A 26,386-nucleotide genomic window follows, 5' to 3' on the forward strand; every position below is an offset into this window, starting at 1 on the left:
CTTAGGCGTTTGCGTTGGGTGGATTGCAACGCACGGCTACGTCACCTGTGGTGCTGCCGGTCCAGCGTCAAGACCTGCCGTCACTCCTGGTCAAAACTATCCAGCGGCACGTGGTCGTAATCGATCCGATTGCGGCCACTGCGCTTGGCGCTGTACAGGGCGGCGTCGGCGCGCGCCAGCAGTTGCTCCAGCGTTTCGCCAGGCTGGAACCAGGCCACGCCGATCGAGCAGGTCACGTGCAGCCAGCCGCCATCGATGGGGTAGTCGCCGCAGATGTCGCGGTGCAGGGCTTCCAGCCGATGCGTGGCATCCAGGTTCAACCCCGGCAGCAGCGCCAGCAATTCTTCGCCGCCGTAACGGCCGATGCGGTCGTCGCCGCGCACCAGCGTATCCACGCGGCGGCCGACCCCGGCCAGCACGGCGTCGCCGGCCAGATGGCCATGTTGATCGTTGACCAGCTTGAAGTGATCCAGATCGATCAGCACCACCGCCAGCGGCCGCCCGCTGCGCGCGGCATGCAGCAGCATCTCGCGCAGCGCGGCCAGGATGCCGGCGCGGTTTAGCAGGCCGGTGAGTTCGTCGTGGGTAGCCTTGAGCGAGAGTTCGGCGCGCGCGGCTTCCAGCTCGCGCTTGTCCTGTTCCAACTCGGCGGTGCGCTCGGCCACCAACTGCTCCAGTTCGCGCTTGCGCCGCAGCAGTTTGGCGGTGCGCCAACGCAGCAGCGCGATCACCGCCAGGATACTCAGCAGCACGTAGCCGACGATGGCCGGCACACCCCGCCACCACGGCGGTGTCAGTTCGAAATCGAAGCGGGTGATCGGGCTGCTGCTGCGCTGATAAGCATCCATTGCCTGCACTTCCAGCGTGTAATTGCCCGGCGGCAGCAGCGGATAGGTGAGGTGGCTGAGCGAGGTGCTGGTCCAACTGGCCTGCTGGCCTTCGACCCGATACCGGAAGCTGACACGGTCTGGGCCGCCTTCTGCGCCCGGGGTGCTGACTTCCACGTCCAGCGGCACCTGCGACCACTCGGTCCGCGCTTGCGGCAGCAGTATCTGGCTGCCACGGCGCACATGCAGAATCTCCGCCCGTAGCGGCGGCGCGGCGAATGCGCGCATCGGGTCGAGCAGGTGGGTGAGGCCACGGCTGCTGCCGAGCCAGATGCTGCCATCGGTATCTTCGAAAAATGCATTGGCCGACACGTCGTCCCACAACAGGCCTTCGGTGTGTGTGATACGCGACCACTTCCCGTTTTGGTACAGATCCAGGCCCTGGCTGCTGCCCAGCCACAGCCGGCCCTTGCTGTCGTGGCGCAGGATGAAGGGCATCACACGCGCCACCAGTGGGTCGGCCACGGCGGCAAGGGTCAACACGCCGTCCGGTTGCAGCCGGCCATGCCATAGCCCGGTATCGCGCAGCGAGAGCCACAGCTCGCCGTCGGCGCTGAAATCGAGCAGGAAGAAATCCTGGCTGGGCAGATCGCCGCGCACCTGCACGCGCTGCCATACGCCGTTTTTTGCCTGCAAATACAGGCCTTCCCGGGTGCTGGCCCACAGCCGCCCTTGGGTGTCCAGGTCGATATCGCCGACGAAGGCGGCCGGCAGTGCCACTTCGCGCTCGGCCTTCAGCGGGCTGCCGCGCTGCACGCGATAGAGCCCATGCGGCGTGGTGATCCACAAGGTGCCGGCGGTATCGAACATCAGCTTGTTGATGGGCAGGTCGAGGTGTAGCACATCGGTGGTCTTGCCGCTGCGCGGGTCGCGCCGCGCCACGGCGCCGGACGAGCGCGCTACCCAGGCCGCGCCGTCTTCCGGCGAGAGCGCAATGGACACGGACTGCAGCAAGGGTTGGCCGTTTTCCAGCGTCCACGGCCGCATGCGTCCGCTGCGCGGATCCAGCACATTCGATCCGGCATCGCTGCCGACCAGCAGCTCACCGCTGGGCAGCCGCTGGCTGGCCCAGGTCGGCGCTTCGGCCAGGCCCTGGCTTTCGTCCCAATGTTCGATGTTGCCGTAGCCCAGCCAGCGCTGCACACCCAGGCCGCGCGTGCCGATCCACAGCTGGCCGGTGCTTTGCATCATCAGCGGGCCGACCATGGGGCTGATCTGCAGCCCCTGGCTTTGGCCGAAGTAGCGCCAGTGGTCGCCTTCCCAACGCACCAGCCCGCGGTCAGAGCGCGTCAGCAGACGGCCCTGCGTATCTTCCGACAGCGTTGTGGCCCCAGAGAGGGTATCGAATCGGGTGCCTGCCGGCGCCGGACGATTGCGAAACACCTGCTCGTCAGCGGCACGTGAGAGCACCAGCCCGCCGCCGCGTAACCACAGAGTGCCCAGGTGATCACGAAAGATGGCGCGCCATTGCCGTTCCGGCACGCCTTCGGCTTCGGACAGCAGGGTAATCTTGCCGTCGGTGTCGATCCGGCAGACGTGCAGGCCGCAACTGGCCCATAACGCGGTTCCGTCAGCCAGTAAGGCCCTGCCGGCCGGCAAGATGCGGCCATCGGCCAGTTGCAGGTGCAGCGGGTGGACCGACCAGCCGCCGCCGGCGCTCGGCGACAGCCGCAGCAGACTGTTTTCGCTGACCACCACCACGCCATCGGCGTAGGCGGCAACAACATTGCCGCTGTCGGCGCGGATCGGCTTGCCATCGCGCAGTACCTGCACGAAGTCATTGCCCTGGCGGACGAACAGGCCATTGGCGCTGGACACCCATAGCCGCCCTGCCGCATCCAGCCCAAGCGCGCGGATATAACGCGCATCCAGCCCGCTTTCCTGGCCGATTGGGGTGAAACGTTCGCGTTCGAAGCGATGCAGCGCCAGCTCGGTGCCCACCCAAACCACGCCCTGGCGGTCTTCAAGCAGGCTGTTGACGGTCATGCCCTGCAGACCATCGGCCTGGGCGTAATCACGGAAGCTATAGGTTTGCGCCCAGCTGCTGCCGCAGATCAACAGTGCCGCCAGCAGCAGCCACGCCCGTACCCGCAGGCGAGCGCCTTGCGAACGCATGGGAGCCAACAGTGGAAACACAGTGAGCATTGGTTCCCGTGGAGTGGGCTTGTGTTGGACGACGATACGCAGCGTCATCGTGCAGGGGCTTTGACGGCTGCGCATTCAGAAACTTGAGGCGATTCACGGTGTTGCGGGTGTAACGATGGAGCGGGGCGATCAACGCATTGCGTGTGCCAGCTAGCTGGCTGGCTTCTTCCGGCCACTGCGGTCGGTACGCAATCAGGCAGTCAGTTCTCTGGCGGCATCGAAGGCGGTATCGAACATGCGTTGCACGGGCGGGGCGAATTCACTGGCGAAGCTCGACAGCAGGAACAGCCCCAGCAACACCGTCAGCGGCAAGCCCAACTGCACCGGATTCAGTGCCGGCGCTGCCTTGGCCAGCGCGCCGAAGGCCAGATTGACCGCGAGCATCGCCACCATCATCGGCAAGGCCAGTGTCAGCCCGCCGCGCAGGATCTGCAGGAACAGAGTCGGCGCCACTTCTGCGAATGCGCCGGCATCGGGCAAGGCAGTGCCGATCGGCAAGGCTTTGTAGCTGTCCACCAGCAGTGCGATCACTGCCAGATGCCCATTGGCCGCGAAGAACAGCAGCCCGAAACCGATATAGAACCACTGCGCGATCACGCCGGAGGTCACGCCGCGCATGGGGTCGGACATCTGTGCGAACGACAAACCCGTGGACTGCGACACCAGTTCGCCGGCCAATGCGCCGGCTTCGAAAATCAGCTTCAACATGAAGCCCATGCTCGCCCCGACCGCCAGCTCGCGCGCAATGCTCAGCACTGACTGCGCGGTAAAACCGTCCCACTCCGGCACCGGCGGCAGGATCGGCGCCAGCACCATCGCCAGCGTGCCTGCCAGCATTACCCGCACCCGGCCGGGCACTGCGCGCGTGCCGATCAACGGCATCGCAGTCAGCAACGCACCGGTGCGCAGCATGGTCCACATGATCGCCCCGACCATCGCAAACGCGCGTTGGCCGTCGATCACCATTTGGGTTGCAGAATCCATCCGCGCTGGCCCGCTAGCCGATCAAATGCGGTATGCGCTGGAACAGCGCAATGGTGAACTCGACCAGATGTCCCAACAGCATGCTGCCGGTGGCAAACAGGGTGGCCGTCAACGCCACGGCCTTGGCCACGAAGGCAATGGTCGGCTCGTTCAATTGGGTGGCGGCTTGCACCACGCCAATCACCACACCAACCACCAGCACGGCCAGCAACATCGGCCCGGCAATCCACAGGACGGTGACCAGGCCACCACGTAATTCAGTCAGGGCGATTTCAGGGCTCATGGGAGTGCTGATGCAAGTGGGATGCCAAAGGGGCGGGGAGTCGAGATTCGTGATTCGGGATCGGTTGGGAAACGGGGTCTGAGTTGCCTCGTGTTGCACTGTCGATCGCTGTCGCTGTCGCTGTCGCTGTCGCTGTCGCTGTCGCTGTCGCTGTCGCTGTCGCTGTCGCTGTCGCTGTCGCTGTCGCTGTGCTCTGGCTTGGCTTTTGCAGTTCGCTTTTCATCCCCCATACCGCAGCGGCAGGCCGCGTGGGTCAACCCCCGAAGGGGCGGCGCGCATGGATGCGCGACGTTTTTCTAAGGGACATGGATGTCCCTTAGAAAAATTCCCACGTGGACTGCGTACCCGTAGCGCCTTGGCGCGTAGGGGCGCGAGGACGGGGTGTGTTTCTTTGGTTACTTTCTTTGCACAAGCAAAGAAAGTGACTCGCCCCCCGAAGGGGGACGAAAGCCTTGCACTCGCTTGTAGCTCTTGCTCGTCCATTTGATCCGGATACAGATCAAATGCTTTCACGCCCTGCGGGCGCGAGTCGCTTTTCTTTGCTTGTGCAAAGAAAAGTAACCAAAAGAAAGCACACCCCGTCCTCGCGCCCTCCGCGCCTGCGGCGCTCCGGGTCCGCAGGCCGTTCGGGAATTTTTCAAAGGGACGTCCATGTCCCTTTGAAAAACGTCGCGCATCCATGCGCGCCGCCCCTGCTGGGTTTGACCCGAATGGCCTGCCGCTGCGGTATGGGGCCCCCGGAGAAGCAAGAACCTAGAACCTAAAAGCAAGACGCAACAAGCAACAAGCAACAAGCAACAAGCAACAAGCAACAAGCAACAAGCAACAAGCAACAAGCAACAAGCAACAAGCAACAAGCAACAAGCAACAAGCAACAAGCAACAAGCAACAAGCAACAAGCAACAAGCAACAAGCAACAAGCAACAAGCAACAAGCAACAACTAAGCACGAGGCCGCAAGCGCCTGAGCACTACAGCTGTGCTGCGGCGGCTTCAACAAGACACACTCAACGAACTGACAAGCGCTACCGCGCGCACCGCGCGTCCACACCTATGACGCATTAAAGCTCGCAGCCAGCGTCCCCACCACCAACACCCATCCATCCACCAGGATGAACAACAGAATCTTGAACGGTGCCGAGATCAGCATCGGCGACAGCATCATCATGCCCATCGACATCAGCACGCTGGCCACCACCAGGTCGATGATCACGAACGGGATGAAAATCAAAAAGCCGATTTCGAAGGCGGTCTTCAGCTCGCTGGTCACGAACGAGGCCACCAGCACCGGGAACGGTACGGCGTCCGGGCCGGCGTATTTGCCGTCGCCGGCCATGCCGGCGAAGGTCATCAGATCGGTCTCGCGGATCTGCGCCAGCATGAAGGCGCGCAGCGGCTGCGTGGTCAGTGTCCAGGCGGTGGAAAAATCGATCTGGTTATTGAGGTAAGGCTGCAAGCCGGCGCCCCACATCTTTTGCCACACCGGCATCATCACCAGCGCGGTCAGGAACATCGACAGGCCCAGCAACACCTGATTGGACGGCGTCTGGCCGGTGCCCAGCGCCTGGCGCAGCAGGCCCAGCACGATGGTGATGCGGGTAAAGGCGGTCAGCACCAGCAGCATCGATGGCAGCAGGGTGATTGCCGTCATCAGCAGCAAGGTCTGCAGCGGCAGGCTCACCGGCTGGTCGCCGATGCGGCCCACGCTCACGTTCGGCAGCGACGGCAACTGGTTGGAACCGGCCTGCACCGCAGGCGCGGCTGCCTGCGCCATTGCCGGCAGCGCGGCCGGGGTGGCCGCGGCCAGCATCGGGCAACTCATCACCAGCAGGACCAGCACCAGGCGCACACTGCGCCCCCAACGATTCCAACGGCTCAACATGTCACGGGTCCTTGCGCAGCTTCTGTGCGAGCAGCTGGGCGAAATTGGGGAGTTGCTTGAAATTGGGCAGAGTGGGGGCCGGCGTGGTCGGCAGCGGCTCGGAGAGGGTGTGCAGGGTGCTGATGCCGCCGGCGGTCACGCCGAGCAACAACTGCTGGCCGTTCACCTCCACCACCACCACACGTTCCTTGGCACCGACTGCCAGGCTGGTCACCACACGCAAGCCCTCGGTGCTGCGGAATCCGCTGCCGGGCATGCGCTTGAGCAACCAACCCAGGCCGACGATCAGCGCGAGCACCAATAGCAATGCAAAGACTGCGCCAAACAGGCTGGGCGAGGGCGGCGCCTGCGTGCCGACCTGGGTGGCCTTGGCCGCCACGGGCGCAACGGTAGCCAGCAGGCCGATCACCGCAGCCTCCGGATTCGTTCGCTGGGGCTGACTACATCGGTCAGGCGAATACCGAAGCGGTCGTTGATGACGACGACTTCGCCGTGTGCGATCAGGGTGCCGTTGACATACACGTCCAGCGGTTCGCCGGCGCCGCGTTCCAGTTCCACCACCGAACCCTGGTTGAGCTGCAGCAGGTTGCGGATCGGAATGCGCGCGCGGCCCACTTCCAGCGACAGGGTCACCGGCACGTCCAGGATGACGTCCAGATTGAGGTCGGCGGCGTTCTGGTCGTGCTCGGCCTGCAGGCTTTCGAAGGTGGCAGGCGAGGCGTCGAGGATGTCGGAATTGATCATTTGCTGGAGTCCTGGGATGGAACGGCGCGTGGGGCTTGCACGCCGGGCGGGCGTACGGCGGTGATCTTGACGGCGTTGTTGCCATTGGAAACGCCGAATTCGCCGGTGAATAACGGGATGTCTTCCACGCACAGCGGCACCTGGGCGGGCAGCTCGATCGGCAGGACGTCGCCGACCTTCAAACCGGTGAGCTGACGCAGGGTCATGCGCTTGCTGGCCAGCACGCTGGACAGGGTCACCTCGGCGGTGTCCAGCTGCTCGCGCAGCATCACGTTCCAGGAGTCGTCGCGGTCGTTGCGGTCGCTCTGGATGCCGGCGTCGAGCAATTCGCGGATCGGCTCCAGCATCGAATACGGCAGGGTGATGTGGATTTCGCCGCCGCCGCCTTCCAGTTCCACATGGAAGCGGCATACCACTACGTACTCGCGCGGGGTGACGATGTTTGCGAAGTGCGGGTTGATCTCCGAGTTGATGTACTCAAAGTCCACGTCCATCACCGGCGCCCAGGCTTCCTTCAAGTCGGCGAAAGTCTGCTTGAGCATCAGCTGCACCACGCGCATCTCGGTGGCGGTGAATTCGCGGCCTTCGATGCGGGTGTGATAGCGGCCGTCGCCGCCGAAGAAGTTGTCCACCACGGTGAACACCAACGTGGGTTCGAACACGATCAGGCCGGTGCCACGCAGCGGTTTGAAGCGGATCAGGTTGAGGTTGGTCGGCACATACAGCGAGTGCATGTACTCGTTGAACTTGACCAGGTCGATGCCGCGCACCGACAGGTCGGCCGAGCGCCGGATCAGGTTGAACAGGCCGATGCGCCACAGCCGCGCGAAGCGCTCGTTGACCATCTCCAGGGTCGGCATGCGCCCACGGATGATGCGGTCCTGGCTGGACAGATCGTATTGACGGGCCTCGCCGGGCAGCGGCTCCGGCTCGGTGTTGACCGCACCCGAATCCACGCCATGCAGCAGGGCATCGATCTCGTCCTGGGAAAGCAGATCACTGACGCTCATGGGGCGGGCCTTACTGAGTAACGAAACTGGTGAACAGCAATTCTTCGACGCACTTCTTGCCGGTCTCGCTGGTCATGACCTTCTGCGCTTCGGCCAATGCGGCCTTCTGCAGCTTCTGCTTGCCGGCCAGGTCGGCAACGTCGGTGGCCTTGGTCTGCGACAGCAGCATCAACAGGTGCGCACGGATGGCCGGGGCGTTCTCGGTAATGAGCTTGAGCTCTTCCGGGTCGCGGGTGACCAGCTGCACTTCGACCTGCAGGTACTGCGGGCCATCGCCGGGATCGGCCAGGTTGACCACGATCGCCGGGTCCATCGGGAAGTACTGCGCCGGCTTGGGCACTTCGGCGACCTTGGGCGCGGCGTGCTTGCCGTCTTTTTCATCGTCCTTGTGGCCGAAGAAGAACCAGGCGCCGCCGCCGGCAGCCGCCAGCACCACCACGCCGATGGCGACCAGCAGAATGGGCTTCTTGCCGCCCTTCTTCTTCTCGCCCTTGTCGTCTTTGTCTTCGGTCTTCTTGGGTTTTTCGGCCGCTGCCACAGTGTGCTCCAGGGGAATGCTCACCCTGTCGATGCAATTGGCATGCCAAAACGGCGTCGGTTTTCTGGCGCAGGCACTGTGGAAACCGAAAAACCCCCGCAAGCCTTGTGCTGCGAGGGTGAAGGGGCGTCATCGGCACTCAGCCGAGGCGCGTTTTTCAACTGCGCCGGGCGTGCCCGGCGCGTAAGCTCAGGCGTAGGCGTCCAGCAATCCACGCTGGCGTAACACCACCGACGGAATTCCGACGGGCGGGCTATCGTCCAGAGTGAGGCCATTGCCGTTGCCATTGCCGCCAGTGCGATTGCCGGACGGGTTCTGCTGTTGCTGGCCAACATCGGCCTGGCCCAGCTGGAAGCCATTTTGGCCGAGCATTTCGCGCAACCGCGGCAGACTTTGTTCCAGCGCCTGGCGGGTATCGGCATTGGCGGCGGTGAAGCTGGCGTTGACCTTGTCGCCGTCCAGATGCAGACGCACCTCGACCGGACCCATCTCGTTCGGGGTGACCTTGATGTGGGCGTGGCCGATCTTCTGGTCCGCCAGCCAACTCATGCGTGCGCCGATGGCATCGTCGAAGTTGTCGCTGCCCAGATCCGGGGTGGGGGTGGGCGAGGCGCTGAAGATCGGTGCGGCATCCTGCAGGCGGGTGAGTGCCGGCGCGGTGGTGGTCGGCAACACGAACGCCGGGGCGTCCGGCGCTGCGGCAGCGGCGCTGTCGTCGGCGGCCGGCTCCAGCGCCTTGGCGGCCATGCTCATCAACGCGGCCGTCTGTGCATCGCCGCTTACGGCGGTGGTCGAGGTGGGCTTGGCGCCGGCAGCAGCGGCCGGCACCAGAGCGCCCAACGTGGACAGGGTGGTGCTAGCGCTCGCAGTGGTATTGGCTGCGGTTGCATCGGTGAGCAGTGCGGTGGCGGTCCCCGCGGCGTTGGCTGCGCCGGCCATGCTGGCGGTCAGCGCTGCGGCTGCGGCAGCCAACACATCGCCGCCCGGCAGTGCCTGCGCCAGCAAGCCCATGCCGAAGCCGCCCAGGCCCGCGGGCGGCCAGCCGGCATCGGTCGCGGAGGCAGTTGCCGCCTCGGCTGGTGCGTCGTCACTTGCCGTGGCGGTGGCGGTCTTGCTGTTCTTGCCGGTCTTGCTGGCAGCGGCCGCAGTGCTCTTGTCGGAAGCTGCCGCGTCCTTGGCGGTGCCGGACTTGGCCGGCTTGGCATCGCCGTCCTGCGCCCGCGGCCGTGCAGTGGCATCGCCGGCCGCATCGTCGTGGTTGTCGTCGTCGTTGCGATTGTTGTCGGACTGATTAGGCTTGGGCGCGGCCTGCTTGGCGGGCACGCGCTCGGGCGCCTGCGGCGGGGCCTGATTCGGCGTGTTGGCCGGATTGAGCATGCGCGCAAACTGGTCCTGGCCTGCGTCCGGTTCGGACGACGGGTCGCTGTAGCTGGATTTCTTGCCGGTGCTGGCAAGCGCGCCGAGGCCGGCGGCGAAGGCGGACAGGGGGTTCATGCGGATTCTCCGTGGGTGTCTTGGCTGCGGGCCAGACGCGAACGACGCGCGCCGAGGTCGTCCATCTCACGCTGGTCGCGGCGTTCGATCACTTTGTTTTCCTGGGCGCGGTAGCTGGCGGCCAATTGCTCCAGCACCTGTTTTTCGCGGCTGGCCAGCAGCAGGCGGGTACGCTCTGCTTCGACCTTGGCGATGTTGCTTTGTACGGTCTGTGCCTGTTGCAGCACGGCGCTGTCCAGGCGGTCCAGAAATGCCCGCCGGTTGGTCAGCGCAACTGCACTGGTGCCGGACATCTGGCTGTTGGCGTATTCCTCGGCGTAGCGGCGCAGCTCTTCCAAACGCGACTGGTGGGTTTCCAGTGTGCGTTGGCGCTCGGCCAGATCGCGGGCGACCTTGTCTTCCTGTTCCTGCGCGCGGCGCAGTAATGGGTCGATCCGTTTGGACTGCATCATGGATTAGTTCTCGGGTTCGACCAGTTGCTGCAGGGCGGACAGGCTGTCGCTCAGCACCGACGCCTTGTGCACGTCCTGGCCCAGGAATTCGACGATCTCCGGCCAGCGTGCCAACGCTTCGTCGGTGGCCGGGTCGCTGCCGCGCTGGTAGGCGCCGATGGCGATCAGGTCGCGGTTGGCGGTGTAGGCGGACAGCAGCCGCTTGAGTTTGCGGATGCGCAGGCGCCAGGTGTCGTCGGCGATGTCCTGCACCACACGGCTGACCGAGGATTCCAGGTCGATGGCCGGGTACAGGCCGCTGTCGGCAACCCGGCGCGAGAGCAGAATGTGGCCGTCCAGAATGGCGCGGGCGGCGTCGGCGATCGGGTCCTGCGGGTCGTCGCCTTCGGTCAGCACGGTGTAGAACGCGGTGATCGAGCCGCGGCCCTTGGCGCCGTTGCCGGCCCGTTCCACCAGCGCCGGCAATTTGGCGAACACCGACGGCGGGTAGCCGCGCGTGGTCGGCGGCTCGCCGACCGACAGGCCGATCTCGCGCTGCGCCTGGGCGAAGCGGGTCAGCGAATCCATCAGCAGCAAGACGTTCAAACCCTGGTCGCGGAACCATTCGGCGATGGCGGTGGCGCGGTAGGCACCATGCAGACGCGCCAACGGTGGGCGGTCGGCCGGGGCGGCCACCACGACGGCGCGACGCAGACCTTCTTCGCCCAGGGTGGTTTCGACGAAATCGCGCACTTCGCGGCCACGTTCGCCGATCAACCCGACCACGATCACGTCGGCCGAGGTGAAGCGGGTCATCATGCCCAGCAGCGTCGATTTACCGACGCCGGAGCCGGCGAACAGGCCCACGCGCTGGCCGCGGCCGATTGGCAGCATGGCGTTGATGGCGCGCACGCCGACGTCCAGCGAGGTGGTGATGGGTTCGCGTGCCAGCGGGTTGATCGACACGCCGGCCATGCCGACGCTGCCTTCGGCGCGGATTGGGCCCTTGCCGTCCAGCGGGGTACCGTCGCTGTCGATGACGCGGCCGAGCAGGCCTTCGCCCACTTCCACACCGCCGCGGCGCCGCGAGGGCACCACGCGCGCATTGGGCAGCAGGCCGTGCAGTTCGGCGCTGGGCATCAAATAGGTCCGTTCGCCGGCGAAACCGACCACTTCGGCATCGACCCAGCCGCCATCCACTTCGACCTTGCAGGTGGCGCCCATCGGCGCTTCGCAGCCGGTGGCTTCCAGGGTCAGGCCGACCGCGCGGCGCAGGATGCCTTCACGGATCAGGGTGCGGCCGGCGGTGGGCTCCAGGCCCAGCGTGCCCAGGCGCGTGGCCAGGCGCAGATTGCGTGCATCCAGCCAATCGGCCGGGGTGGCACCGAACAGGGCGCTCACAGGCCCGCTCCGGATTTGCGCATGACTGTCTCCAGCGCGGCCCGCAGGCGCGCATCCAAAGTGCCGTCGATGCGCACGCTTTCGGCGTGCACACGCAGGTCGCCGCGGCTCAGGCTCATGTCCGGGGCCACGCGGGTGGTGCTGCTGGGCGCCAGATGCGGCAGCAGCGCGGTGATGTCGTCCGGGTGCAGGCGCACTTCGACTTCGCGGCCGGCACCGCCGACGGCATCGACCGCCTCGCCGACCAGTTCGGCCAGTAGCTGCGGGTCGGCCTGATAGGCACGCCCGACCAACTGGCCGGCGATGCGCACGGCCAGCTCGCCGAGCGCACCGACCACTTCGTTTTCCAGCCGCGCGAGCGGACGGGTGAAGTTGTCCAGGATGCCGTCGATCTGCGCGGTCAGGCGGCGCACTTCCGCCTGGCCCTGGGCAAAACCTTCGGCATGCCCGCGCGCGAAGCCTTCCTGCTGGGCGGCGTCTTCGATGGCCTGGATCTCTTCCAGGGTCGGCGGACGCAGTACCGGCTCATAAACGGCTGGTTCGTCGAATTCGGATTCCGGCGCAGCCGGGGCCAGGTGCAGGTCCGGGGCCAGCCAGCGGGTGACCACGTCGTTCATACCATGGCCTCCGCACCGGCGCCGCCCAGGCTGATGGCGCCTTCGTCAGCCAGGCGGCGGACGATGGTGAGGATTTCCTTCTGCGCCGCTTCCACGTCGGCCAGGCGCACCGGGCCGCGCGCTTCCATGTCTTCGAGCAGGATTTCGGCCGCGCGCTGGGACATGTTGCGGGTGATCTTTTCGCGCACCTTGACGTCGGCGCCGCGCAGGGCCAGGCCCAGGCGCTCGCCGGAAACCTCACGCAGCAACGTCTGCAGGCCGCGGTCGTCCAGGTCCACCAGGTTGTCGAACACGAACATCAGGTCCTGGATCTTGCCGGCCAGGTCGGCGTCGATCTTGCCGATCTCGCCGAGCACGCCTTGATCGGCGCCGGTGTCCAGGAAGTTGAGGATGTTGGCCGCCACCTTGATGCCGCCCACGTTGGACGACTTCAGGTTCTGGTTGCCGGCAAACTGACGCTCCATGATGTCGTTGAGCTCGCTCAGTGCGTTCGGCGGAATGCCGTCCAGGGTGGCGATGCGCAGCAGCACGTCGGCGCGGGTGCGCTCGGGCAGCAGCTTCAGTGCCTCGGCGGCCTGGTCGCTGTCCAGATGTGCCATCACAATCGCGATGATCTGCGGGTGTTCGTTGCGCACCAGGTCGGCGACCGCGCGCGGGTCCATCCACTTCAAGGTGTCCAGGCCGGTGGTGTTGCGGCCCAGCAAGATGCGGTCGATCAGGCCACCGGCTTTGTCGGCGCCTAGCGCCTGGATCAGCACGTTGCGGATGTAGTCGTCGGCGCCCACGCCCAGCGAGGTCTTGCCGGCCAGTTCGCCGTTGAAGTCGTCCATCACCTTTTCGACCTGATCGCGCGAGATGCCGGTCATGGTGGCCATGGCGATGCCGATCTTCTGCACCTCCTTGGGATCCATGTGCTTGAGCACTTCGGCGGCGTCGCTTTCCCCAAGCGACAGCAACAACACCGCAGCACGCTGCACGCCACTCATCGGTTCTGCTTCAGGCTTCACTGGCAACCCATCCCTTTACGACTTGTGCAACACGTTTTGAATCGGCTTTGACGGCTTCGCGTGCAACACGCATGCGTTCTTCGTAGGCGTCCGGCAGTGCGATCGCCGGCTTGCGGTCCTGCCCGATGCTGGCGGTGTCTTCGCCCATGTGCGGCAGCAGCGAATCCTCGTCATCGACCATCCGCACGTCGGCGCTCTGTGGAGTGCCATCGTTGCCGCCCTTGCGCTGCTTTTCCTTGATGGCGGTCACGCCGGTGAGCTGACGCAGGGTGGGGCGCACCACACCGAACAGCAGGGCCAGCACCACCACCGCACCGACCAGCAGGCGCAGACCGTTCTGCACGCGCGGGTCTTCCCACCACTTCGGACCTTCTTCACCGGCCACCGCTTCACGCACGAACGGGGCATTCATCACCGACACCGTGTCGCCGCGTGCCGCGTCGAAGCCCACTGCCTGCTTGACCAGGCCTTCGATACGGGTGAGCTCGGCAGCGGTGAGCGGCTGTTCGACCATCTTGCCCTTGGCGCCGGGGCGCGGGACGTTGTCCAGCAGCACCGCCACCGAGACGCGCTTGATGCGACCGGCCGGCTGGCGGGTGTGTTGCAAGGTTCGGTCCAATTCGTAGTTACGGGTGGCGCTCTTGGAACTTTCGGTCGGCGCGGCCGCTGCGGTGGCCTGGCCATTTGCGGCAGCCGGGGTGCCCGGTGCGCCTGCGGCGGCTGGCGCCGGCGGCTGGCCGGGGCTGTTGCTGGTGGCACCCGGAGGACCCTGCGGGCCGGTCGCCGTAGTGCTGGTGTCGTTGACCTGTTCGCTACGCAGCTTGGCCGGCTCGCCGTTGTAGAGCTCGCGGGCTTCTTCGACCACCGAGAAATCCATGTCCACGCTGGTTTCCGGATTGACCCGGCCCGGGCCGGTCATCGGTTCCAGCAATTCGCGGATGCGCTGGTTGTAGGAGCTTTCCTGGCGGCGCACCTGTTCGAACTGGGCGGCGTGCTGGGCAGCGTCGCTATTCGGGTCGGCGATGGAGAGCATGCGGCCGCTCTGGTCGACCACGGTGACGCGCTCGGGGGTCATGTCGGGGATGCTGGAGGCCACCAGATTGACGATGGCATCGACCTGGTTACGCTCCAGGCCTTGGCCACCGCGCAGTTCCAGCACCACCGAGGCGCTGGCCACATCGCGTTGGCGGGTGAAGGCGCTGGGCTTGGGAATAGCCAGGTGCACACGGGCCTCGCGGACCGGGCGCAGGGTGCTGATGGTGCGCGAGAGTTCGGTTTCCAGTGCGTGCTGGTAACGGGCGTTTTCCACGAACTGGCTGACGCCGAAACCCGGGTCCTTTTCCATCAGTTCGAAGCCGCCACCGGTTTCCTTGCCGGTGAGGCCGGAGCCAGCCAGCTTCAGACGGGCGTCGTACAGACGGTCCTGCGGCACCGAAATGGCGCCGGTACCCTGGTCGATCTTGTAGGGGATCTGCGCGGTGCGCAGCAGGTCGGCCGCTTCGGCATTGCCCTTTTCATCCAGGCCGGTGTACAGCGACTGATAGCCCGGCTTCTGCGACCAGAAGAACACCGCCAGACCGGCCGCCACCGCGAGGGCGATCATCGCCATCATGGTCAGCTTGCGGGTGATCTGCAGGCTGCGGACACGGTCGAACCATTGCCCCGCCTTTTCGGCGTTCTGGTTCATGTTTTCCTTGCTGATCGCGAGTGCCATGTGTCGTCAACCTTTACAGCGGCATGTTCATGACGTCCTGATAAGCCTGGACGAGACGGTTGCGGACTTCCACGGTGGCGCGGAAGGCCACCTGGGACTGCTGGGAGGCGACCATGACCCGTGCCAGATCGGCACTGGGGTCGCCCATTTCGAATGCTTTGGAGAGGGCGCCGGCCTTCTGCTGGGCCTCGTTGACGCCGCCGATGGCGCCGCGCAAGGTCTCGCTGAAGCTTGGTGCCTGGGTCGCCGGTGTTCCCTGTGCGCCGGCCAGCCCCTGGATCTGATTGCCGCGCGCCGCATCGCCCACCGCGCCCATCGGGCCTTGGCCCATCTGCGTCTGGTAGCTGCGGATCTGCGAGAGGATGGAGGTAACGGAGTCGCTCATGGGTGCGGTCAGCCAGGGAGGCATCCACACCGATGCAAGCGGCGTGCCGAAATGGCGCCGGGATTCCGGCGTAGGGCGGGGTGGGTTGCTGTGGCTGGGCTGCGAGGAACTACACCGCCGTAGTTTTCTCAGCGCTGGTGAGCTTGGCGCCTACTCACGAGTCGGACATTTGTCGGCAAGGTGCCGTCGACAGGGCGCCGGCCTGTTCAGCCAGCTTGTCTAGCAAGATGCAGGCCTGTCTGGTGGAGAGCGACTGCTCTGCCGCTTATTTGCAGGGTCTTTGCCCGCCCACCATCGCGAGACACGCTGCAAGTACGTCCTTGTAAGTTTCTTGGCGGCATCCATGCCGCCAAGGTCCCGCGCCGGTGAGCGGGCAACCACCAGTCGAGATGGTCGTTGTGTCTTTGCAAGCGATAGGCAACGTTCGCTGGCTATGTGACTAGCTGCGGTCGCCTGCTGCGCCCAAGTGAAGCCGCACCGCGTTCGCACCATGAGCCGCTTTATAGACCTGCCGACCAAGTGTCTGGTGCGGTGTCCTTGCCGCATGGCGAAGTGTTCACGGCGTGTCCCGCGAGCGGCGAGGGCACCGCACACTCGGCCAGCTCAGCTTTCGAATGAAGCTAACTGACGCGACGCCTCGACATCTCTGCTGCTGGGCGAATCAATTGGCCAAGCCTTGCTGGCTTGGATTGCCGATATGTCCCGGCATCCGTGCGTGCATTGCGCGCTGGATGATCAGTCAGTCCGGCAGCCACGCCTTTCGCCAATGCTCCAGATTGCTGCCGCTCAACATCCAGTCGCGCCGCACCACCTCGCGCAGGGCGGCTCCCTTGGCGCGCGCCGCAGCCAGGTCGGCCAGATGCTCGCGGATGGCTCCGATCCAGTCGCGGTAGCGGTTCTTCACCAGCGTGACCGGCAGGGTGCCCTGGTAGCAGCGCACGTCGCTTGCGATGACCGGATACCCGCAGGCACCGTATTCGAGCAGGCGCAAATTGCTCTTGCACTCGTTGAACAGGTTCTGCTCCACCGGTGCCAGCGCCAGATCCAGCTCCAACGCCGCCAGTGCGGCCGGGTAGTGATCGATCTGCACGCCTGGCTGGAAGTGGTGGATATGCTGGCGCAGCGCGAACGGGTACATCCCCATGAACACCCATTCGACTTCGTCGGCCAGCTCGCGCACCACATCGGCGATCAATTCCAGATCGCCGGTATGGCTGGCACCGCCGGCCCAACCGACCCGCGGCTTGCCGCCCTGGCGCTCGGCCCGTGCGGGCAACTGCTCCCACCAATGGGGCGGCAAGCGGTTTTCGGCCACCCGGATATCGCTGTGCAAGCCGGCGAACGCTTCCGCCAGCGCCGGAGTAGACACAACGAAACGGTCCACCATGCCGAGACCGCGCCGCACCGTCTTGAGAATGTCCTTGGGCATGTGGTCGCGGTGCGCATTCTTTAGCGGCAAATTGGGCAGGTAATCGTCCAGCTCGTACACCTTGAACGCGCGCGACAACGCCTTCATCCGCCGCATTGCCTCCAGCCGCGCCTCGCCGACCTGGCGTTGCAGGATCACCACGTCGGGATCCTGACGCGCCAGCTCGCTGATCTCCAGATAGCCGTTGAACAGCACCCCTTCGGCAATTCCGCCCTCACGCAAGGCGCGCAGCGGCTGGATCACCCGATAGTGCCCACAGCCTTCGATGTCGGCCGGCAACGCGATCACGCTCGGCAGCGGCCGCCACGACTGCAACGGACGCCAACTCGCGCGCGGGTCTGCCAGCGAGAAGCCGGCGCCCGGGTCCAATGAAAAGCCCGCGTTGTAGGCCGGGTCGTTGGCCATCACCGGTAGCCACCGTGCGTACATCGCTTCTTCGTCCAGCGCTGTGGCGGGTGTTGCCTCAGGCGGGTCGATCAATAACTGCGCGCGCGCTGCGAAGACATTGAGGTAGCCGGCCTGCTGCAGGCGCAGGCACAGATCGACATCGCTCCACTGCGCCAGCGCCGGCTCCAGTGCGAAGCCACCGGCGCCCATGAAGAGCTGGCGCGGCAGCATCAGGCATTCGCCGCTCAACGCGCTGTAGTTCTGATCCAGCTGCAGACGCTGCAGATAGCCCGACTCATCGAAGGCGGCACCTTCGAACGCGCGCGTTGCCGGTGCCCCCAGACCCAGCAGCATGCCGGCGTGGTGCACGGTGCCATCGCCGCGCAGCAACTTGCCAGCGACCGCACCGACCTCCGGGCGCAGCGCATGGTTGAGCAACTGCTCCAGCCAATCGGCTTTCATCACCGCCGCGCCGGCTGCCAGCCACAGCAGCACGTCCCCACGTGCGTGCTCGGCGGCGGCATTGCAGACCGCTTCGCGCGAGGGCTCGGCATCAAAGCGCAGCACGCGGATCTGCTGCATGCCCAGGGTGTCGATGCCAGCCAGCCAGTCGCGCAGGTCTGGCGCGGTGGTGCCGCGATCCAGCAACAGCACCTCGTAATGCGGGTAGGCCGTGTTGGCCAGGATGCTTTCCAGGCAGCGCTGCACCTGCGGCAGGCGGCCATCGACCAGTACCAGGATGCTCACCAGCGGCTGCTGCGTATGGCGGTACTCCACCGCATGCCGGCCTGGCCCCGCGCTGTGCACCACGGCGTCCACGTAGCCGCGTTCGGCGAGATGACGCGCGATGGCTTGTCGTTCGTCTTCGTCGGCATGCTGCGGCGTGGCCGATGCGATCAGCAAGGGCTCGGCGACATGACGAATGCAGGCCAACCCGTAACGCTCGACCAGGCCGAGCTGGTAATCCAGTTCGAACGCCGCGCTAGGCTCGATAGGGAAGCCGCCATCGGTCAGCAGCGTGCGATGCCGGAACACCCAGTGCCGCGATAGCGTCGTCGGCGCGCTCAACAGCATGTCCAGATACAGCGCCGGCCGTAGCGCAAGCCCGAGCTGGCCGTTGTCCAACGCCATCACCTCGTCGGCGTAGATGGCCTGGCAGTCGTCCGGTAGCGCGAGCATTTCCAGTGCCAGGATCAGCAAGCCGCTGCTGGTGAACCGGCTGCCGGCATCGACAAGCAGCACCCAATCGATCGCCTCCTGTGCGGCGATCACCCGATTGAGTGTTGCCGCCAAGCCGTGCGCGTCGATCAGCACGCCGCGCTCGCCGTATTCGGCAACCTGCTGCGGGGAGCTGCTGATAACCCAGGTGTGATGGCGTTGATAGCAGGCCACCGCGTCCAGGCTGTCCCGCGTTGCTGCCACCCCCGCGGTATCGCCGTGACGGTCGATCAGCAATACCGCGATGCGCGGCCCACCGGCGTGCGCCTGCAAGCGCGCTTCGATCAACGCACGCTGCACCGCATTCGGATGGCGCACGCCCAGCCAGGTGGCCGGCGACACGCGCTCGGCCATACCAGCGCTCTGCATGAGCGCATTGACCAGATCCACCGGCTTGAACACGCGCGCCTTGTGCGGACTGAGCGGAGCCACGCGCACCAGTCGGTTGTCGCCAGTCTCGCGCCGCCAACCAAGTTGACGGATGCCTTGACGCAAGTCTTCATGCCCCTGATCGCCGATGCCTGGCTGATCGCGACCGCCCTGACTGAACTGCGCACTTGAGACACGAAACTGCGTGAGCGGGCTGGCCAGCATCGCCAGATTGCCATGGCGCAGCAGCTTCACGTAGATCGCCAGATCGCCCACCCAGTGAATGGTCTTGCCATTCAACGCCATCAACTCGTTGCCCAACGCCAACAGATCGGCGCGCCGTGCCAGCACGCAACTCGGCTCACCGATAAAATTGATGGTGTGGTCGGCCAGGAACGACACCAACTCCGGCCCGTCGATCAGCACGTCGTCGGCGAACGGAAAGCAGGTGGCCAGGATGTCCGGCAGCGGTTGCCCGTCGTCATCGATGCGTACCCGCCGCGAGGACGCCATCGCCGTGCCCGGGTTGCGCTCGATCGCCTCGACCAATTGCGCAATGCAATCGGGCTGCAGCACATCGTCGTCGTGCAGGAACTTGATGTACTCGCCCTGCGCAAGGCCAATCCCTCTGAGTTTGCTGCCGAGCTCGCCCAGGCGAGCGGGATTGCGGAAATATCGGATCGGGAAAGGGCATTCCAGCGCATGCCGCGCGACGCACTGCTCGATCGACGCATTGGCACTGTCGTCGCAGACGATCAACTCGAGCCTGGGGTAAGACTGCAAAACTACGCTCGTAAGCGCTTCATCTAGATAGCGCAGCTTGTAGGCGGGCATCACGATGCTGACAAGCGCACGCGTGGCCGAACGATCTTCCGGGTGGTGCATCATGGGTCAATGAGCAGTTCGAAAATAAGGGCATGCAGCGGAGTCACTAGCGCAGACAGCTGAAGATCCGGCATCGCTCTATCTTTTCCAATCGTAAATGTTCCTGGGCTTACTCCGCCCAAGGCGGAGGTGCGGCACCGGCGACGGGTGATGCATATAAGACGAGGTCGTAGTAATGGCCGGGAGAATGCTGGCGTAGGCGGAAGTGATAGCCCTCCACCAATTTGTCCAGTTGTTCCACGATATCCAGCAAATCCTGAGCATAGTGGTAGACACAAATAGCCATGCGGGGGCGCTGGGTACGGATAAGGTGAGATGCGCCTTCTAATGCCCTGGCTTCAAACCCTTCAATGTCCAGCTTCAATAGCGTCAGCTTTTCCAATTCGTCGTCCAGGCGTGTCGTCGCTACGGAGATTCCGCCACCCGGCGATACATGGCTGGAGACGGTGCCAGTCTCCTCGAAGCGCAGCGTGGTCTGTTCGTTGGAGATGGCTTTTTTTAGCGCCCTGAAGTTGTGCGGGGGAAGGGGGAAGGCGCTCGCAATGCTCTCCAATTTCTGGAAGTTGATGCGATCCGGTTCAAAGGCGGTGATGCTTTCGTAGCGATGGCGGGATGCTTCGAGAAACTTATGCACGATAGGTCCCTGGAAGGCACCGCCATCGCAGAAATGTTCACGCTGGCCAAGCTGGAACGTGCTGGTATCTGCGTATTCTGAAAAATACTCGTTGATCGGCGTCGCCCAGCAGTCCAATAGGAGGCTGGAATCGTAGGTCAGGCGGAACAACAGGTTGCTGTAGAGCGTAAAAACGCTGAGATCGTCGTCCAGTCGATCCGCAAGACGCAGAAATTCTTCCAGGCGCGCAAGTGTCCGCTGACGGTACACCTGGGCAGGCTCGTATACGGCGGGAAGCCCGCAGTGCGCAACGGCCAGGCAGGCATCGACCCTGTCAATGCCTGCTTGCTCGCAGAGCTTGCGAGCCAAGCCCGATTCTCCGGGGCTGTAAGAAAAATCGATGGCCAATGCCTGGGAATGCTGAGCCGCTTGTTCGATGAACTGGCGCGAACTCCAACGCGGCACCCCATGAACGGTATCGCTGTCGCTTGGCTCGTCATCAATGGCGGCAGTGACATGACTGGAGCGCTGGACGATCTGTGGGCCATAAATGTTGCCAAGGCCCGAGCGCGGCTGAAGCAGAAAAAGGGGGCGCTGCTCGAAACCTGGGATCGGCGGATCCACCGAAGGCGCAACGCTCAGTTGCTCAATACCAGCGCTTGCGCACAGGTCATTTGCAAACGCCCGTCCGCGCGTGCTGCAGGAGAAATCGATAGCGATTGCATCGGCATACTGGCCCGCCTTGGCAAGAAGCTCCTGACTACTCCAGCGCGGCGCGCCGTGGATGTAGTCCAGATGGATGCTTTGGTCATCAATTGCGGCAACAACATGGTGCAGGTGGGCAACGATGCGGGGGCCGTGCACCATGCCTACATGGGACTCGGGAGCGACGAGGAATACAGGGCGGTTGGCAATGGCAGGTAGGCGCGCGATGACATCTTCGAGTGCAGGGCGCTCCTGCTCCGCAATACGTAGAATCCGTTGGCGCAGCTGCTCATTTCTTGAGTTCATGAACGTCACGTCCCGTAGGTATGAATGGGATTGTCGTAGCGGGCGTCGAAATAGGTTTTGGCAGGCACGTCCTCGCGGTAGACACGCGGCCCGCCAAGTTCGCAGCTTCGTCCCACCTTGACGCCCCGGTGCACGATGGCGCCTGTCCGCAGGACGCTATTGCCGCCGATCTCGACGCCCGCGCCGATTTGCACACCATTCTCTATCCAGCATGAAGATTTGACGCGGCATGCCGGTCCGAGGTGCGCGCTGGCATGGATCACCGTGTTGTAGTCGATCTTGCACGCGTGCCCGATGACAGCATTGGCACCCACAAATGCGTTGAGACCGATGACCGCGTCAGTGCCGATCGCTGCGCTGGGGTGGATGAAGGGCTCCAGCTTGAAGCCGCGTTCCATCGCTGCCTGCATCAGTTCTACGCGCTTGAAGTTGCCGAAGCGTTCGTCGAACGCCACGAACATGGCCCCGTCGGTCGGATTCAATCCATCCAGCACGCCAAGATCGAATTCGTGTTCGGAGTCTTGTGGTACCTCAATCCTGACGACCATCTCGTCCTGACGCGCCTGCTTCCATGCGTGAAATGCCAGGTCGAGGTATTCGCTGCGGCCGATGATCCACCTAGATTTCATGTTCGGTCTCCATCAGCAGCGCGTACCAGCGTTCGACCAGCCGATTCATGGATTCATAGGCTCCCTGGGTGGGGAACGGTGCGTCTATGTGCAATGCCGCCTGCACCCGCTCCATGATGTCCACGTCTTCTCCCACAACGACCTTGCTGCCGTGCATCTGTGCCAGTAGCACTTGGCTGGAAGAGCCGTAAGGCTGTTTCTTGCGGGCACTAAACCAATAGATTTCCAGGTCGGTGCGGTCCGGTGCGACGGGAATGTGGTGTTCCAGCGTGAAGGAATACCCGCCATTGGAACTGGCGATGTGCATGTTCGGGAAGACCAACCAATTGAAGTAGGCATCCTGCGTGCCCCAGCGTTCCACTTTCTCGTGCCAGCCAAAGTGTTGAAGGTTGGGTATGGGTGCGTCCGGGCCGCCGTAACTGAAGCGGCGCATCTCGCGTCTCAAGGCAGCGGGCGAGCTGTCTTGCAAGGCTTCCATGGACTCCTTGGCGTGTTCTTGGTTTACCTCGGCAACGAAGCTGACGCTCTTGGCTAAGGTCTTGGGGTGGACGAAGCGCGGGTGATTGGCATCCCGAAGATTTTCGTAAGCGAGTTTCCAGTTGTACCGGCCGCGCCAGGTGGTCACCATGACCTCAGTGTCATAGGCGTTGGAGCTACTTTCCAGCAGGGCGATGAAGTCTGCCGAAAACTGCTCCTCGATTGGCATCGGGTTGGGATCGAGGTTGACGAATAGCAGGTTCCCCACTTCATGCAAGGCGAATTCCCGCAATTTCAGGCCGCGTCTTTCCTCCTCGCCGAAGCCATAAAGGGCATCGCATTCGGGGATATTCTCGACCTGACCGTTGGAGTCGTACTTCCATGCATGGTAAGGGCAGACCAACGGGCGCTTTCCCACCGCAGTGGTCTGCAGCAGCGCGCTGCGGTGCAGGCAGACATTCTCGAACGCGCGCAGCCGGCCCTTGAAGTTCTGGATCAGTACCGGAATGCCAGCGAGCCTGCGAGTGATGAAGCAGTTGTTGTCGAGCAGCAGCGTCTTCAGGCCGGCAAACAGCCACGCCTTGCGGAAGATCTTGCGCTGTTCACGCTCGAATATGTCCGTCGACAGATAGTAGCTGGGGTGCATTCGCGATCGCATCGGCGGGCTTCCTCAGGAATCTTTGTGGTAAATGATTCGGGCTGGGTTGCCGAAGACGCTGGCGCCGGCCGGCACGTCCTTCACCACGACCGAGCCGGCGCCGACCACCGCGCCGTCGCCGATGTGGATGCCGGGCAGGATGGTGGCGTGTGGGTGCACGATCGCGTGCTTACCGATTCGTGCGCCGCCACCGACGAAGGTCATTGCCCCGATCTGCGCGTAGTCGCCGACATGGACATCGTGACCGAGCATGGTGTTTGCCTGCACGTTGACGAAGTCGCCCAGCCACACGTTGGGGCTGAGCTGCACGCGGTGGCACAGGAAGCAGCCCTGGCCGATGTGCACGTACGGGCTCAGGAACGCGCCGGTGACGATGGGGATGAAGTGCGCGCCTTGCTCAAGCAATGGCTGCGCATAGCGCTGGCGCGCATGCGGATCGCCGATCGCGCAGACGAAGCGCTCTTCGTCCTGCGGCTGGTATGAGAGCGGGCTGCCGACAATGGTCAGGTCGCAGTCCAGACCGTCCAGTATCTGCAGGCGCGTGTCGAGAAATCCCACCGGACGCCACTTCGTTCCGCACGCCGGATCACCCTGCATCTGCGCCAAGACCTCGCGCCCCCATCCGCCGGCGCCAATAATCAAAACCGGGTGCGTCATAGGATTGAGCCGCCGTCCATCACCAGGCTGGTCCCAGTGACCCAGCGGCTGGCATCGGCTAGCAGGTAGATCGCGGCGTTGGCCACATCCTGCGGCTCGCCCAGGCCCAGAGGATGCCTTGCCTTCTGTGCATCGAGTTGGTCTGCGCCCCACATCGGCGTCGCTACAGCAGACGGAGAAATGCCGTTGACCCGAATCCTGCGCTTAGCCTGTTCGAGCGCCAGGCATTTGATGATGCCGATGAGGCCTGCTTTCATCGCCGAATACGGCCCTACGCCGCGCGTGCCGAGGTGCGCGGCAGTGGATAGCATGAACACGATCGAGCCCTGAGGGGCGATGGCATTTGCCAGCAGCAGGCGCTGCGTTAGCATCACCGGAGCGAGAAAATTGACCGTGTACATCTCGGTCATCGCCGCCTCGGTCAGCTGCCGGATCGGGCAGTGCTTCTGAATGCCTGCGCAGTGAACCACGCCATGAACCGTCGCACCCGCTGCAGCAGCGAGTGTTTCGCGATCGGCAGCGCTGCTCAGGTCGCCGAGCACGCCAACGTGGCCCGTGCCCTGCAGCTGCGCCTGGGTCTGCGCGAGACGGTCTTTGTCGCGGCCAGCGAGAACGATGCGGGCGCCTCGTTGCGCGCAGGCGATGGCGATTTGACGGCCCAACCCCGACGACGCTCCCGTCACCAGGATTGTCTTGCCATTGAGCGAAAACGCAGTGTGTGCCGGTGTGTTCATGCGTAGATGTCCATCGGCACGGTGAGGCCGCCATCCACCACGAAATAGTTGCGCGTTATCCAGCTGCTTGCATCGGCCAGCAGGAACGCGGCGGCGTAGGCGACGTCCTCCGGCTCGCCCATGCCGAGCGGTGTCAGTTCGAACAGCCCTTCCATATTGCCGCCGCTTTCCTGCAGGCCCTCCAGCAGCGGCGTGCGCACGTAACCCGGGGCAATACAGTTGGCGCGGATGCCATTCTTGGCAACTTCCTGCGCCAACGATCTCACCATGCCGAGTAGCGCGCTTTTGCTGGCCGCATACGCGCTGCTGGCCATTGGTCCGATATGCGAGGCAACTGAAGCGAGGAACACCAACGAGCCGTTTGCGGCGATGCGCTTCTTCGCCAGCAGGCCGCGGGTCAGCAGCATCGGTGCGAATGTGTTGCTGGAGAAGATGTCGTCCAAATGCGCCCGGTTGACCAGGCGCAGCGGAACCAGCCGAGAGATGCCGGCCGCGTGCGCCATCCCATCCAACACGCCAACGTCGGCGACCAGGCGATCGATGTCCTCCTGCCGGTCAAGGTCTGCCGCGATCGCCACGTGTCCTTCGCCTGGCAATGCCTCCAAGGTTGAGGCCAGTCGCGCGCGGTCGCGCCCGCTGATCGCCAGCTGGGCACCGAGCTCGGCGCAGGAAATGGCAATCTGTCGGCCAATACCTGAGGAGGCGCCGGTAACAAGAATGCGTTTGCCGGCAAGCGAGAAGGGGTCAGGGGCAATACTCACGATTCGATCAGATCCGGAAAAACGGCCCCTTCGATGTCGAGCAGACAGGTGCCCCAAGACAAGCCGATGCCGAAGCCGCAAAGCAAGACGCGCTTGGGTCCGGATTCGAGTTCCTTGTTGATGCGCGCGGTCATGGTCACCGGCAGCGAGGCACCGCTAGAGTTGCCGAAGTCGCGCAGCGTCGAAGGCACTTTTTCCACCGGCAGGCCGAGCTTCTTGCGAATGGTCTCGTTGATCATGCGGTTGGCTTGATGGAACACGAAATAATCGATCTCATCCTTGGAAACGCCGGTGTAGTCGAGCAGTTTCTGTACCGCCGGCGGGATGCGTTGCGTTGAGAAGCCCAACACCGCCACGCCGTCCAGGATCAGGTCGGTTGCACACCGCCATGGACCGTCAGGCTCTTCGCGGAACGGGATCAGGTGCTGCAGGGTCACCGGCTCGCGCTGGCCGCCGACCGGCAGGATGATCGCCTTATAGCCACTGCCATCGCTGTTGAGGTCGAAGTACATCGGCGGCGCGTCGGCGCTGAACTCCAGCGCAGTGGCGGTGCCGGAATCGGAAAAAATGGGATCTTCCAGATTGGCACTGCGGTCACCCACCAGCAGCAGGCCTTTCTTGACGCCGCCGGCGGCGATCATCGACCCGAGCAGGTTGATGCCGAACGGGTAGGCCGAGCAGCCCAGGTTGACGTCGAAGGCGACGGTGGCATGCGAAAGCCCCAGCCTGTCTTGCAGGATGATCGCAGTGGCCGGAATCGGATAATCCGGCCACTGGGTCACCACAATCAGTGCATCGATCTCCTCACGCTTCCACTGCAGCTTCTCGAGCAGCACTTCGGTTGCGTCGAAGGCCAGGTCCGAAAAGCACTGCCAAGGCTGAGACATGCGCCGCGTCTCGATGCCGATGTTGCGCACCAGGCGCTCGCGTTCGGAGCGGATCTGCGGCCGGCAATCGGTGAGATTGGACACCACACGCTTTGGCACGCATGTCGCCATGCCGGCAAAGCGGACGTTATGCAGCGTGGAGGTCGGCAT

General features: G+C 64.2%; 24 protein-coding genes. 1 reads left to right on the top strand and 23 read right to left on the bottom strand.

Going from position 1 to position 26,386, the window contains the following annotated elements; all coding sequences use genetic code 11:
- Positions 1 to 80: 80 nt before the first annotated feature.
- The 3 genes from KWO_RS10150 to KWO_RS10160 all read right to left on the bottom strand — a co-directional run bounded on the left by KWO_RS10150 (position 81) and on the right by KWO_RS10160 (position 4,299).
- Positions 81 to 3,002: a diguanylate cyclase gene (locus tag KWO_RS10150; protein ID WP_017113300.1), complete on the bottom strand. Its 2,922-nt coding sequence runs from the start codon at positions 3,000 to 3,002 to the stop codon at positions 81 to 83.
- Positions 3,003 to 3,224: 222 nt separating this feature from the next.
- Positions 3,225 to 4,016 (bottom strand): flagellar biosynthetic protein FliR, encoded by a 792-nt coding sequence (gene fliR, locus KWO_RS10155; RefSeq protein ID WP_010373757.1) that lies wholly within the window; start codon positions 4,014 to 4,016, stop codon positions 3,225 to 3,227.
- Between the two features lie 13 nt (positions 4,017 to 4,029).
- Entirely contained in the window at positions 4,030 to 4,299 is a 270-nt protein-coding gene (locus KWO_RS10160; RefSeq protein WP_005917968.1) for a flagellar biosynthetic protein FliQ, read from the bottom strand.
- 90 nt (positions 4,300 to 4,389) lie between these two features.
- Between KWO_RS10160 and KWO_RS10165 the strand changes: the two genes are divergently transcribed.
- A complete protein-coding gene (locus tag KWO_RS10165) occupies positions 4,390 to 4,599 on the top strand; it encodes a hypothetical protein (RefSeq protein WP_182914981.1) in 210 nt (69 codons plus the stop codon).
- 750 nt (positions 4,600 to 5,349) lie between these two features.
- Here KWO_RS10165 and fliP read toward each other — a convergent pair.
- The 20 genes from fliP to KWO_RS10265 form a co-directional block, all read right to left on the bottom strand.
- A complete protein-coding gene (gene fliP, locus KWO_RS10170; protein ID WP_010380947.1) occupies positions 5,350 to 6,180 on the bottom strand; it encodes a flagellar type III secretion system pore protein FliP in 831 nt (276 codons plus the stop codon).
- A 1-nt stretch (position 6,181) separates the two neighbouring features.
- A complete protein-coding gene (fliO, locus tag KWO_RS10175) occupies positions 6,182 to 6,589 on the bottom strand; it encodes a flagellar biosynthetic protein FliO (RefSeq protein WP_010380944.1) in 408 nt (135 codons plus the stop codon).
- Positions 6,586 to 6,924 carry a flagellar motor switch protein FliN gene (gene fliN / locus KWO_RS10180; RefSeq protein WP_010373746.1) on the bottom strand — a complete coding sequence of 113 codons (339 nt, stop codon included), beginning with the start codon at positions 6,922 to 6,924 and terminating at the stop codon, positions 6,586 to 6,588. The genes fliO and fliN overlap by 4 nt, the downstream gene beginning before the upstream one ends.
- A complete protein-coding gene (gene fliM, locus KWO_RS10185; RefSeq protein WP_010380941.1) occupies positions 6,921 to 7,934 on the bottom strand; it encodes a flagellar motor switch protein FliM in 1,014 nt (337 codons plus the stop codon). The genes fliN and fliM overlap by 4 nt, the downstream gene beginning before the upstream one ends.
- 10 nt (positions 7,935 to 7,944) lie before the next feature.
- Positions 7,945 to 8,496, bottom strand: coding sequence for a flagellar basal body-associated FliL family protein (locus tag KWO_RS10190; protein WP_026112238.1), 552 nt, complete (start codon positions 8,494 to 8,496; stop codon positions 7,945 to 7,947).
- A gap of 165 nt (positions 8,497 to 8,661) precedes the next feature.
- Positions 8,662 to 9,966: a flagellar hook-length control protein FliK gene (locus tag KWO_RS10195; protein WP_017113723.1), complete on the bottom strand. Its 1,305-nt coding sequence runs from the start codon at positions 9,964 to 9,966 to the stop codon at positions 8,662 to 8,664.
- On the bottom strand, positions 9,963 to 10,418 hold the full coding sequence (fliJ, locus tag KWO_RS10200; protein ID WP_010380931.1) for a flagellar export protein FliJ: 456 nt from the start codon (positions 10,416 to 10,418) through the stop codon (positions 9,963 to 9,965). The genes KWO_RS10195 and fliJ overlap by 4 nt, the downstream gene beginning before the upstream one ends.
- Positions 10,419 to 10,421: 3 nt before the next feature.
- Positions 10,422 to 11,798: a flagellar protein export ATPase FliI gene (fliI, locus tag KWO_RS10205; protein ID WP_017112569.1), complete on the bottom strand. Its 1,377-nt coding sequence runs from the start codon at positions 11,796 to 11,798 to the stop codon at positions 10,422 to 10,424.
- Positions 11,795 to 12,415, bottom strand: a complete 621-nt coding sequence (locus KWO_RS10210) for a FliH/SctL family protein (RefSeq protein WP_017112568.1) — start codon at positions 12,413 to 12,415, stop codon at positions 11,795 to 11,797. The genes fliI and KWO_RS10210 overlap by 4 nt, the downstream gene beginning before the upstream one ends.
- The gene (gene fliG / locus KWO_RS10215; protein ID WP_010373680.1) at positions 12,412 to 13,401 is read right to left on the bottom strand and encodes a flagellar motor switch protein FliG; all 990 of its coding nucleotides are present in this window, start codon (positions 13,399 to 13,401) and stop codon (positions 12,412 to 12,414) included. Before fliG ends, KWO_RS10210 begins: the two co-directional genes overlap by 4 nt.
- Before the next feature lie 10 nt (positions 13,402 to 13,411).
- Positions 13,412 to 15,136 (bottom strand): flagellar basal-body MS-ring/collar protein FliF, encoded by a 1,725-nt coding sequence (fliF, locus tag KWO_RS10220; protein ID WP_017112567.1) that lies wholly within the window; start codon positions 15,134 to 15,136, stop codon positions 13,412 to 13,414.
- A 13-nt stretch (positions 15,137 to 15,149) separates the two neighbouring features.
- Positions 15,150 to 15,521, bottom strand: coding sequence for a flagellar hook-basal body complex protein FliE (fliE, locus tag KWO_RS10225; RefSeq protein WP_010373676.1), 372 nt, complete (start codon positions 15,519 to 15,521; stop codon positions 15,150 to 15,152).
- A 739-nt stretch (positions 15,522 to 16,260) separates the two neighbouring features.
- Entirely contained in the window at positions 16,261 to 19,758 is a 3,498-nt protein-coding gene (locus KWO_RS10230) for a glycosyltransferase (RefSeq protein WP_026113354.1), read from the bottom strand.
- Between the two features lie 160 nt (positions 19,759 to 19,918).
- The gene (locus tag KWO_RS10235) at positions 19,919 to 21,442 is read right to left on the bottom strand and encodes an FkbM family methyltransferase (protein ID WP_017112480.1); all 1,524 of its coding nucleotides are present in this window, start codon (positions 21,440 to 21,442) and stop codon (positions 19,919 to 19,921) included.
- A complete protein-coding gene (locus KWO_RS10240; RefSeq protein ID WP_010373667.1) occupies positions 21,439 to 22,062 on the bottom strand; it encodes an LbetaH domain-containing protein in 624 nt (207 codons plus the stop codon). The genes KWO_RS10235 and KWO_RS10240 overlap by 4 nt, the downstream gene beginning before the upstream one ends.
- Complete coding sequence (locus KWO_RS10245) at positions 22,052 to 23,197, bottom strand: aromatic ring-hydroxylating oxygenase subunit alpha (protein ID WP_010380894.1); 1,146 nt, start codon at positions 23,195 to 23,197, stop codon at positions 22,052 to 22,054. The genes KWO_RS10240 and KWO_RS10245 overlap by 11 nt, the downstream gene beginning before the upstream one ends.
- Positions 23,198 to 23,209: 12 nt before the next feature.
- Positions 23,210 to 23,854 carry a NeuD/PglB/VioB family sugar acetyltransferase gene (locus KWO_RS10250; RefSeq protein WP_010373663.1) on the bottom strand — a complete coding sequence of 215 codons (645 nt, stop codon included), beginning with the start codon at positions 23,852 to 23,854 and terminating at the stop codon, positions 23,210 to 23,212.
- Positions 23,851 to 24,588: an SDR family NAD(P)-dependent oxidoreductase gene (locus tag KWO_RS10255; protein ID WP_010373661.1), complete on the bottom strand. Its 738-nt coding sequence runs from the start codon at positions 24,586 to 24,588 to the stop codon at positions 23,851 to 23,853. Before KWO_RS10255 ends, KWO_RS10250 begins: the two co-directional genes overlap by 4 nt.
- On the bottom strand, positions 24,585 to 25,349 hold the full coding sequence (locus KWO_RS10260) for an SDR family NAD(P)-dependent oxidoreductase (protein ID WP_010373659.1): 765 nt from the start codon (positions 25,347 to 25,349) through the stop codon (positions 24,585 to 24,587). Before KWO_RS10260 ends, KWO_RS10255 begins: the two co-directional genes overlap by 4 nt.
- Complete coding sequence (locus KWO_RS10265) at positions 25,346 to 26,386, bottom strand: ketoacyl-ACP synthase III (RefSeq protein ID WP_010380890.1); 1,041 nt, start codon at positions 26,384 to 26,386, stop codon at positions 25,346 to 25,348. The genes KWO_RS10260 and KWO_RS10265 overlap by 4 nt, the downstream gene beginning before the upstream one ends.

It is taken from the genome of Xanthomonas vasicola pv. musacearum NCPPB 4379, from assembly GCF_000277895.2.
Lineage (GTDB): Bacteria > Pseudomonadota > Gammaproteobacteria > Xanthomonadales > Xanthomonadaceae > Xanthomonas > Xanthomonas vasicola.

Bases quoted from the DNA above. Each gene is read 5' to 3' on its own strand.
- KWO_RS10250 (WP_010373663.1), bottom strand. From the start codon at position 23,854: ATGACGCACCCGGTTTTGATTATTGGCGCCGGCGGATGGGGGCGCGAG.
- fliR (WP_010373757.1), bottom strand. From the start codon at position 4,016: ATGGATTCTGCAACCCAAATGGTGATCGACGGCCAACGCGCGTTTGCG.
- KWO_RS10160 (WP_005917968.1), bottom strand. From the start codon at position 4,299: ATGAGCCCTGAAATCGCCCTGACTGAATTACGTGGTGGCCTGGTCACC.
- fliN (WP_010373746.1), bottom strand. From the start codon at position 6,924: ATGATCAATTCCGACATCCTCGACGCCTCGCCTGCCACCTTCGAAAGC.
- KWO_RS10240 (WP_010373667.1), bottom strand. From the start codon at position 22,062: ATGAAATCTAGGTGGATCATCGGCCGCAGCGAATACCTCGACCTGGCA.
- fliG (WP_010373680.1), bottom strand. From the start codon at position 13,401: ATGAGTGGCGTGCAGCGTGCTGCGGTGTTGTTGCTGTCGCTTGGGGAA.
- KWO_RS10230 (WP_026113354.1), bottom strand. From the start codon at position 19,758: ATGCCCGCCTACAAGCTGCGCTATCTAGATGAAGCGCTTACGAGCGTA.
- fliM (WP_010380941.1), bottom strand. From the start codon at position 7,934: ATGAGCGTCAGTGATCTGCTTTCCCAGGACGAGATCGATGCCCTGCTG.
- KWO_RS10210 (WP_017112568.1), bottom strand. From the start codon at position 12,415: ATGAACGACGTGGTCACCCGCTGGCTGGCCCCGGACCTGCACCTGGCC.
- fliF (WP_017112567.1), bottom strand. From the start codon at position 15,136: ATGGCACTCGCGATCAGCAAGGAAAACATGAACCAGAACGCCGAAAAG.
- fliJ (WP_010380931.1), bottom strand. From the start codon at position 10,418: ATGATGCAGTCCAAACGGATCGACCCATTACTGCGCCGCGCGCAGGAA.
- fliP (WP_010380947.1), bottom strand. From the start codon at position 6,180: ATGTTGAGCCGTTGGAATCGTTGGGGGCGCAGTGTGCGCCTGGTGCTG.
- fliE (WP_010373676.1), bottom strand. From the start codon at position 15,521: ATGAGCGACTCCGTTACCTCCATCCTCTCGCAGATCCGCAGCTACCAG.
- KWO_RS10265 (WP_010380890.1), bottom strand. From the start codon at position 26,386: ATGCCGACCTCCACGCTGCATAACGTCCGCTTTGCCGGCATGGCGACA.
- KWO_RS10150 (WP_017113300.1), bottom strand. From the start codon at position 3,002: ATGCGTTCGCAAGGCGCTCGCCTGCGGGTACGGGCGTGGCTGCTGCTG.
- KWO_RS10195 (WP_017113723.1), bottom strand. From the start codon at position 9,966: ATGAACCCCCTGTCCGCCTTCGCCGCCGGCCTCGGCGCGCTTGCCAGC.
- KWO_RS10245 (WP_010380894.1), bottom strand. From the start codon at position 23,197: ATGCGATCGCGAATGCACCCCAGCTACTATCTGTCGACGGACATATTC.
- KWO_RS10255 (WP_010373661.1), bottom strand. From the start codon at position 24,588: ATGAACACACCGGCACACACTGCGTTTTCGCTCAATGGCAAGACAATC.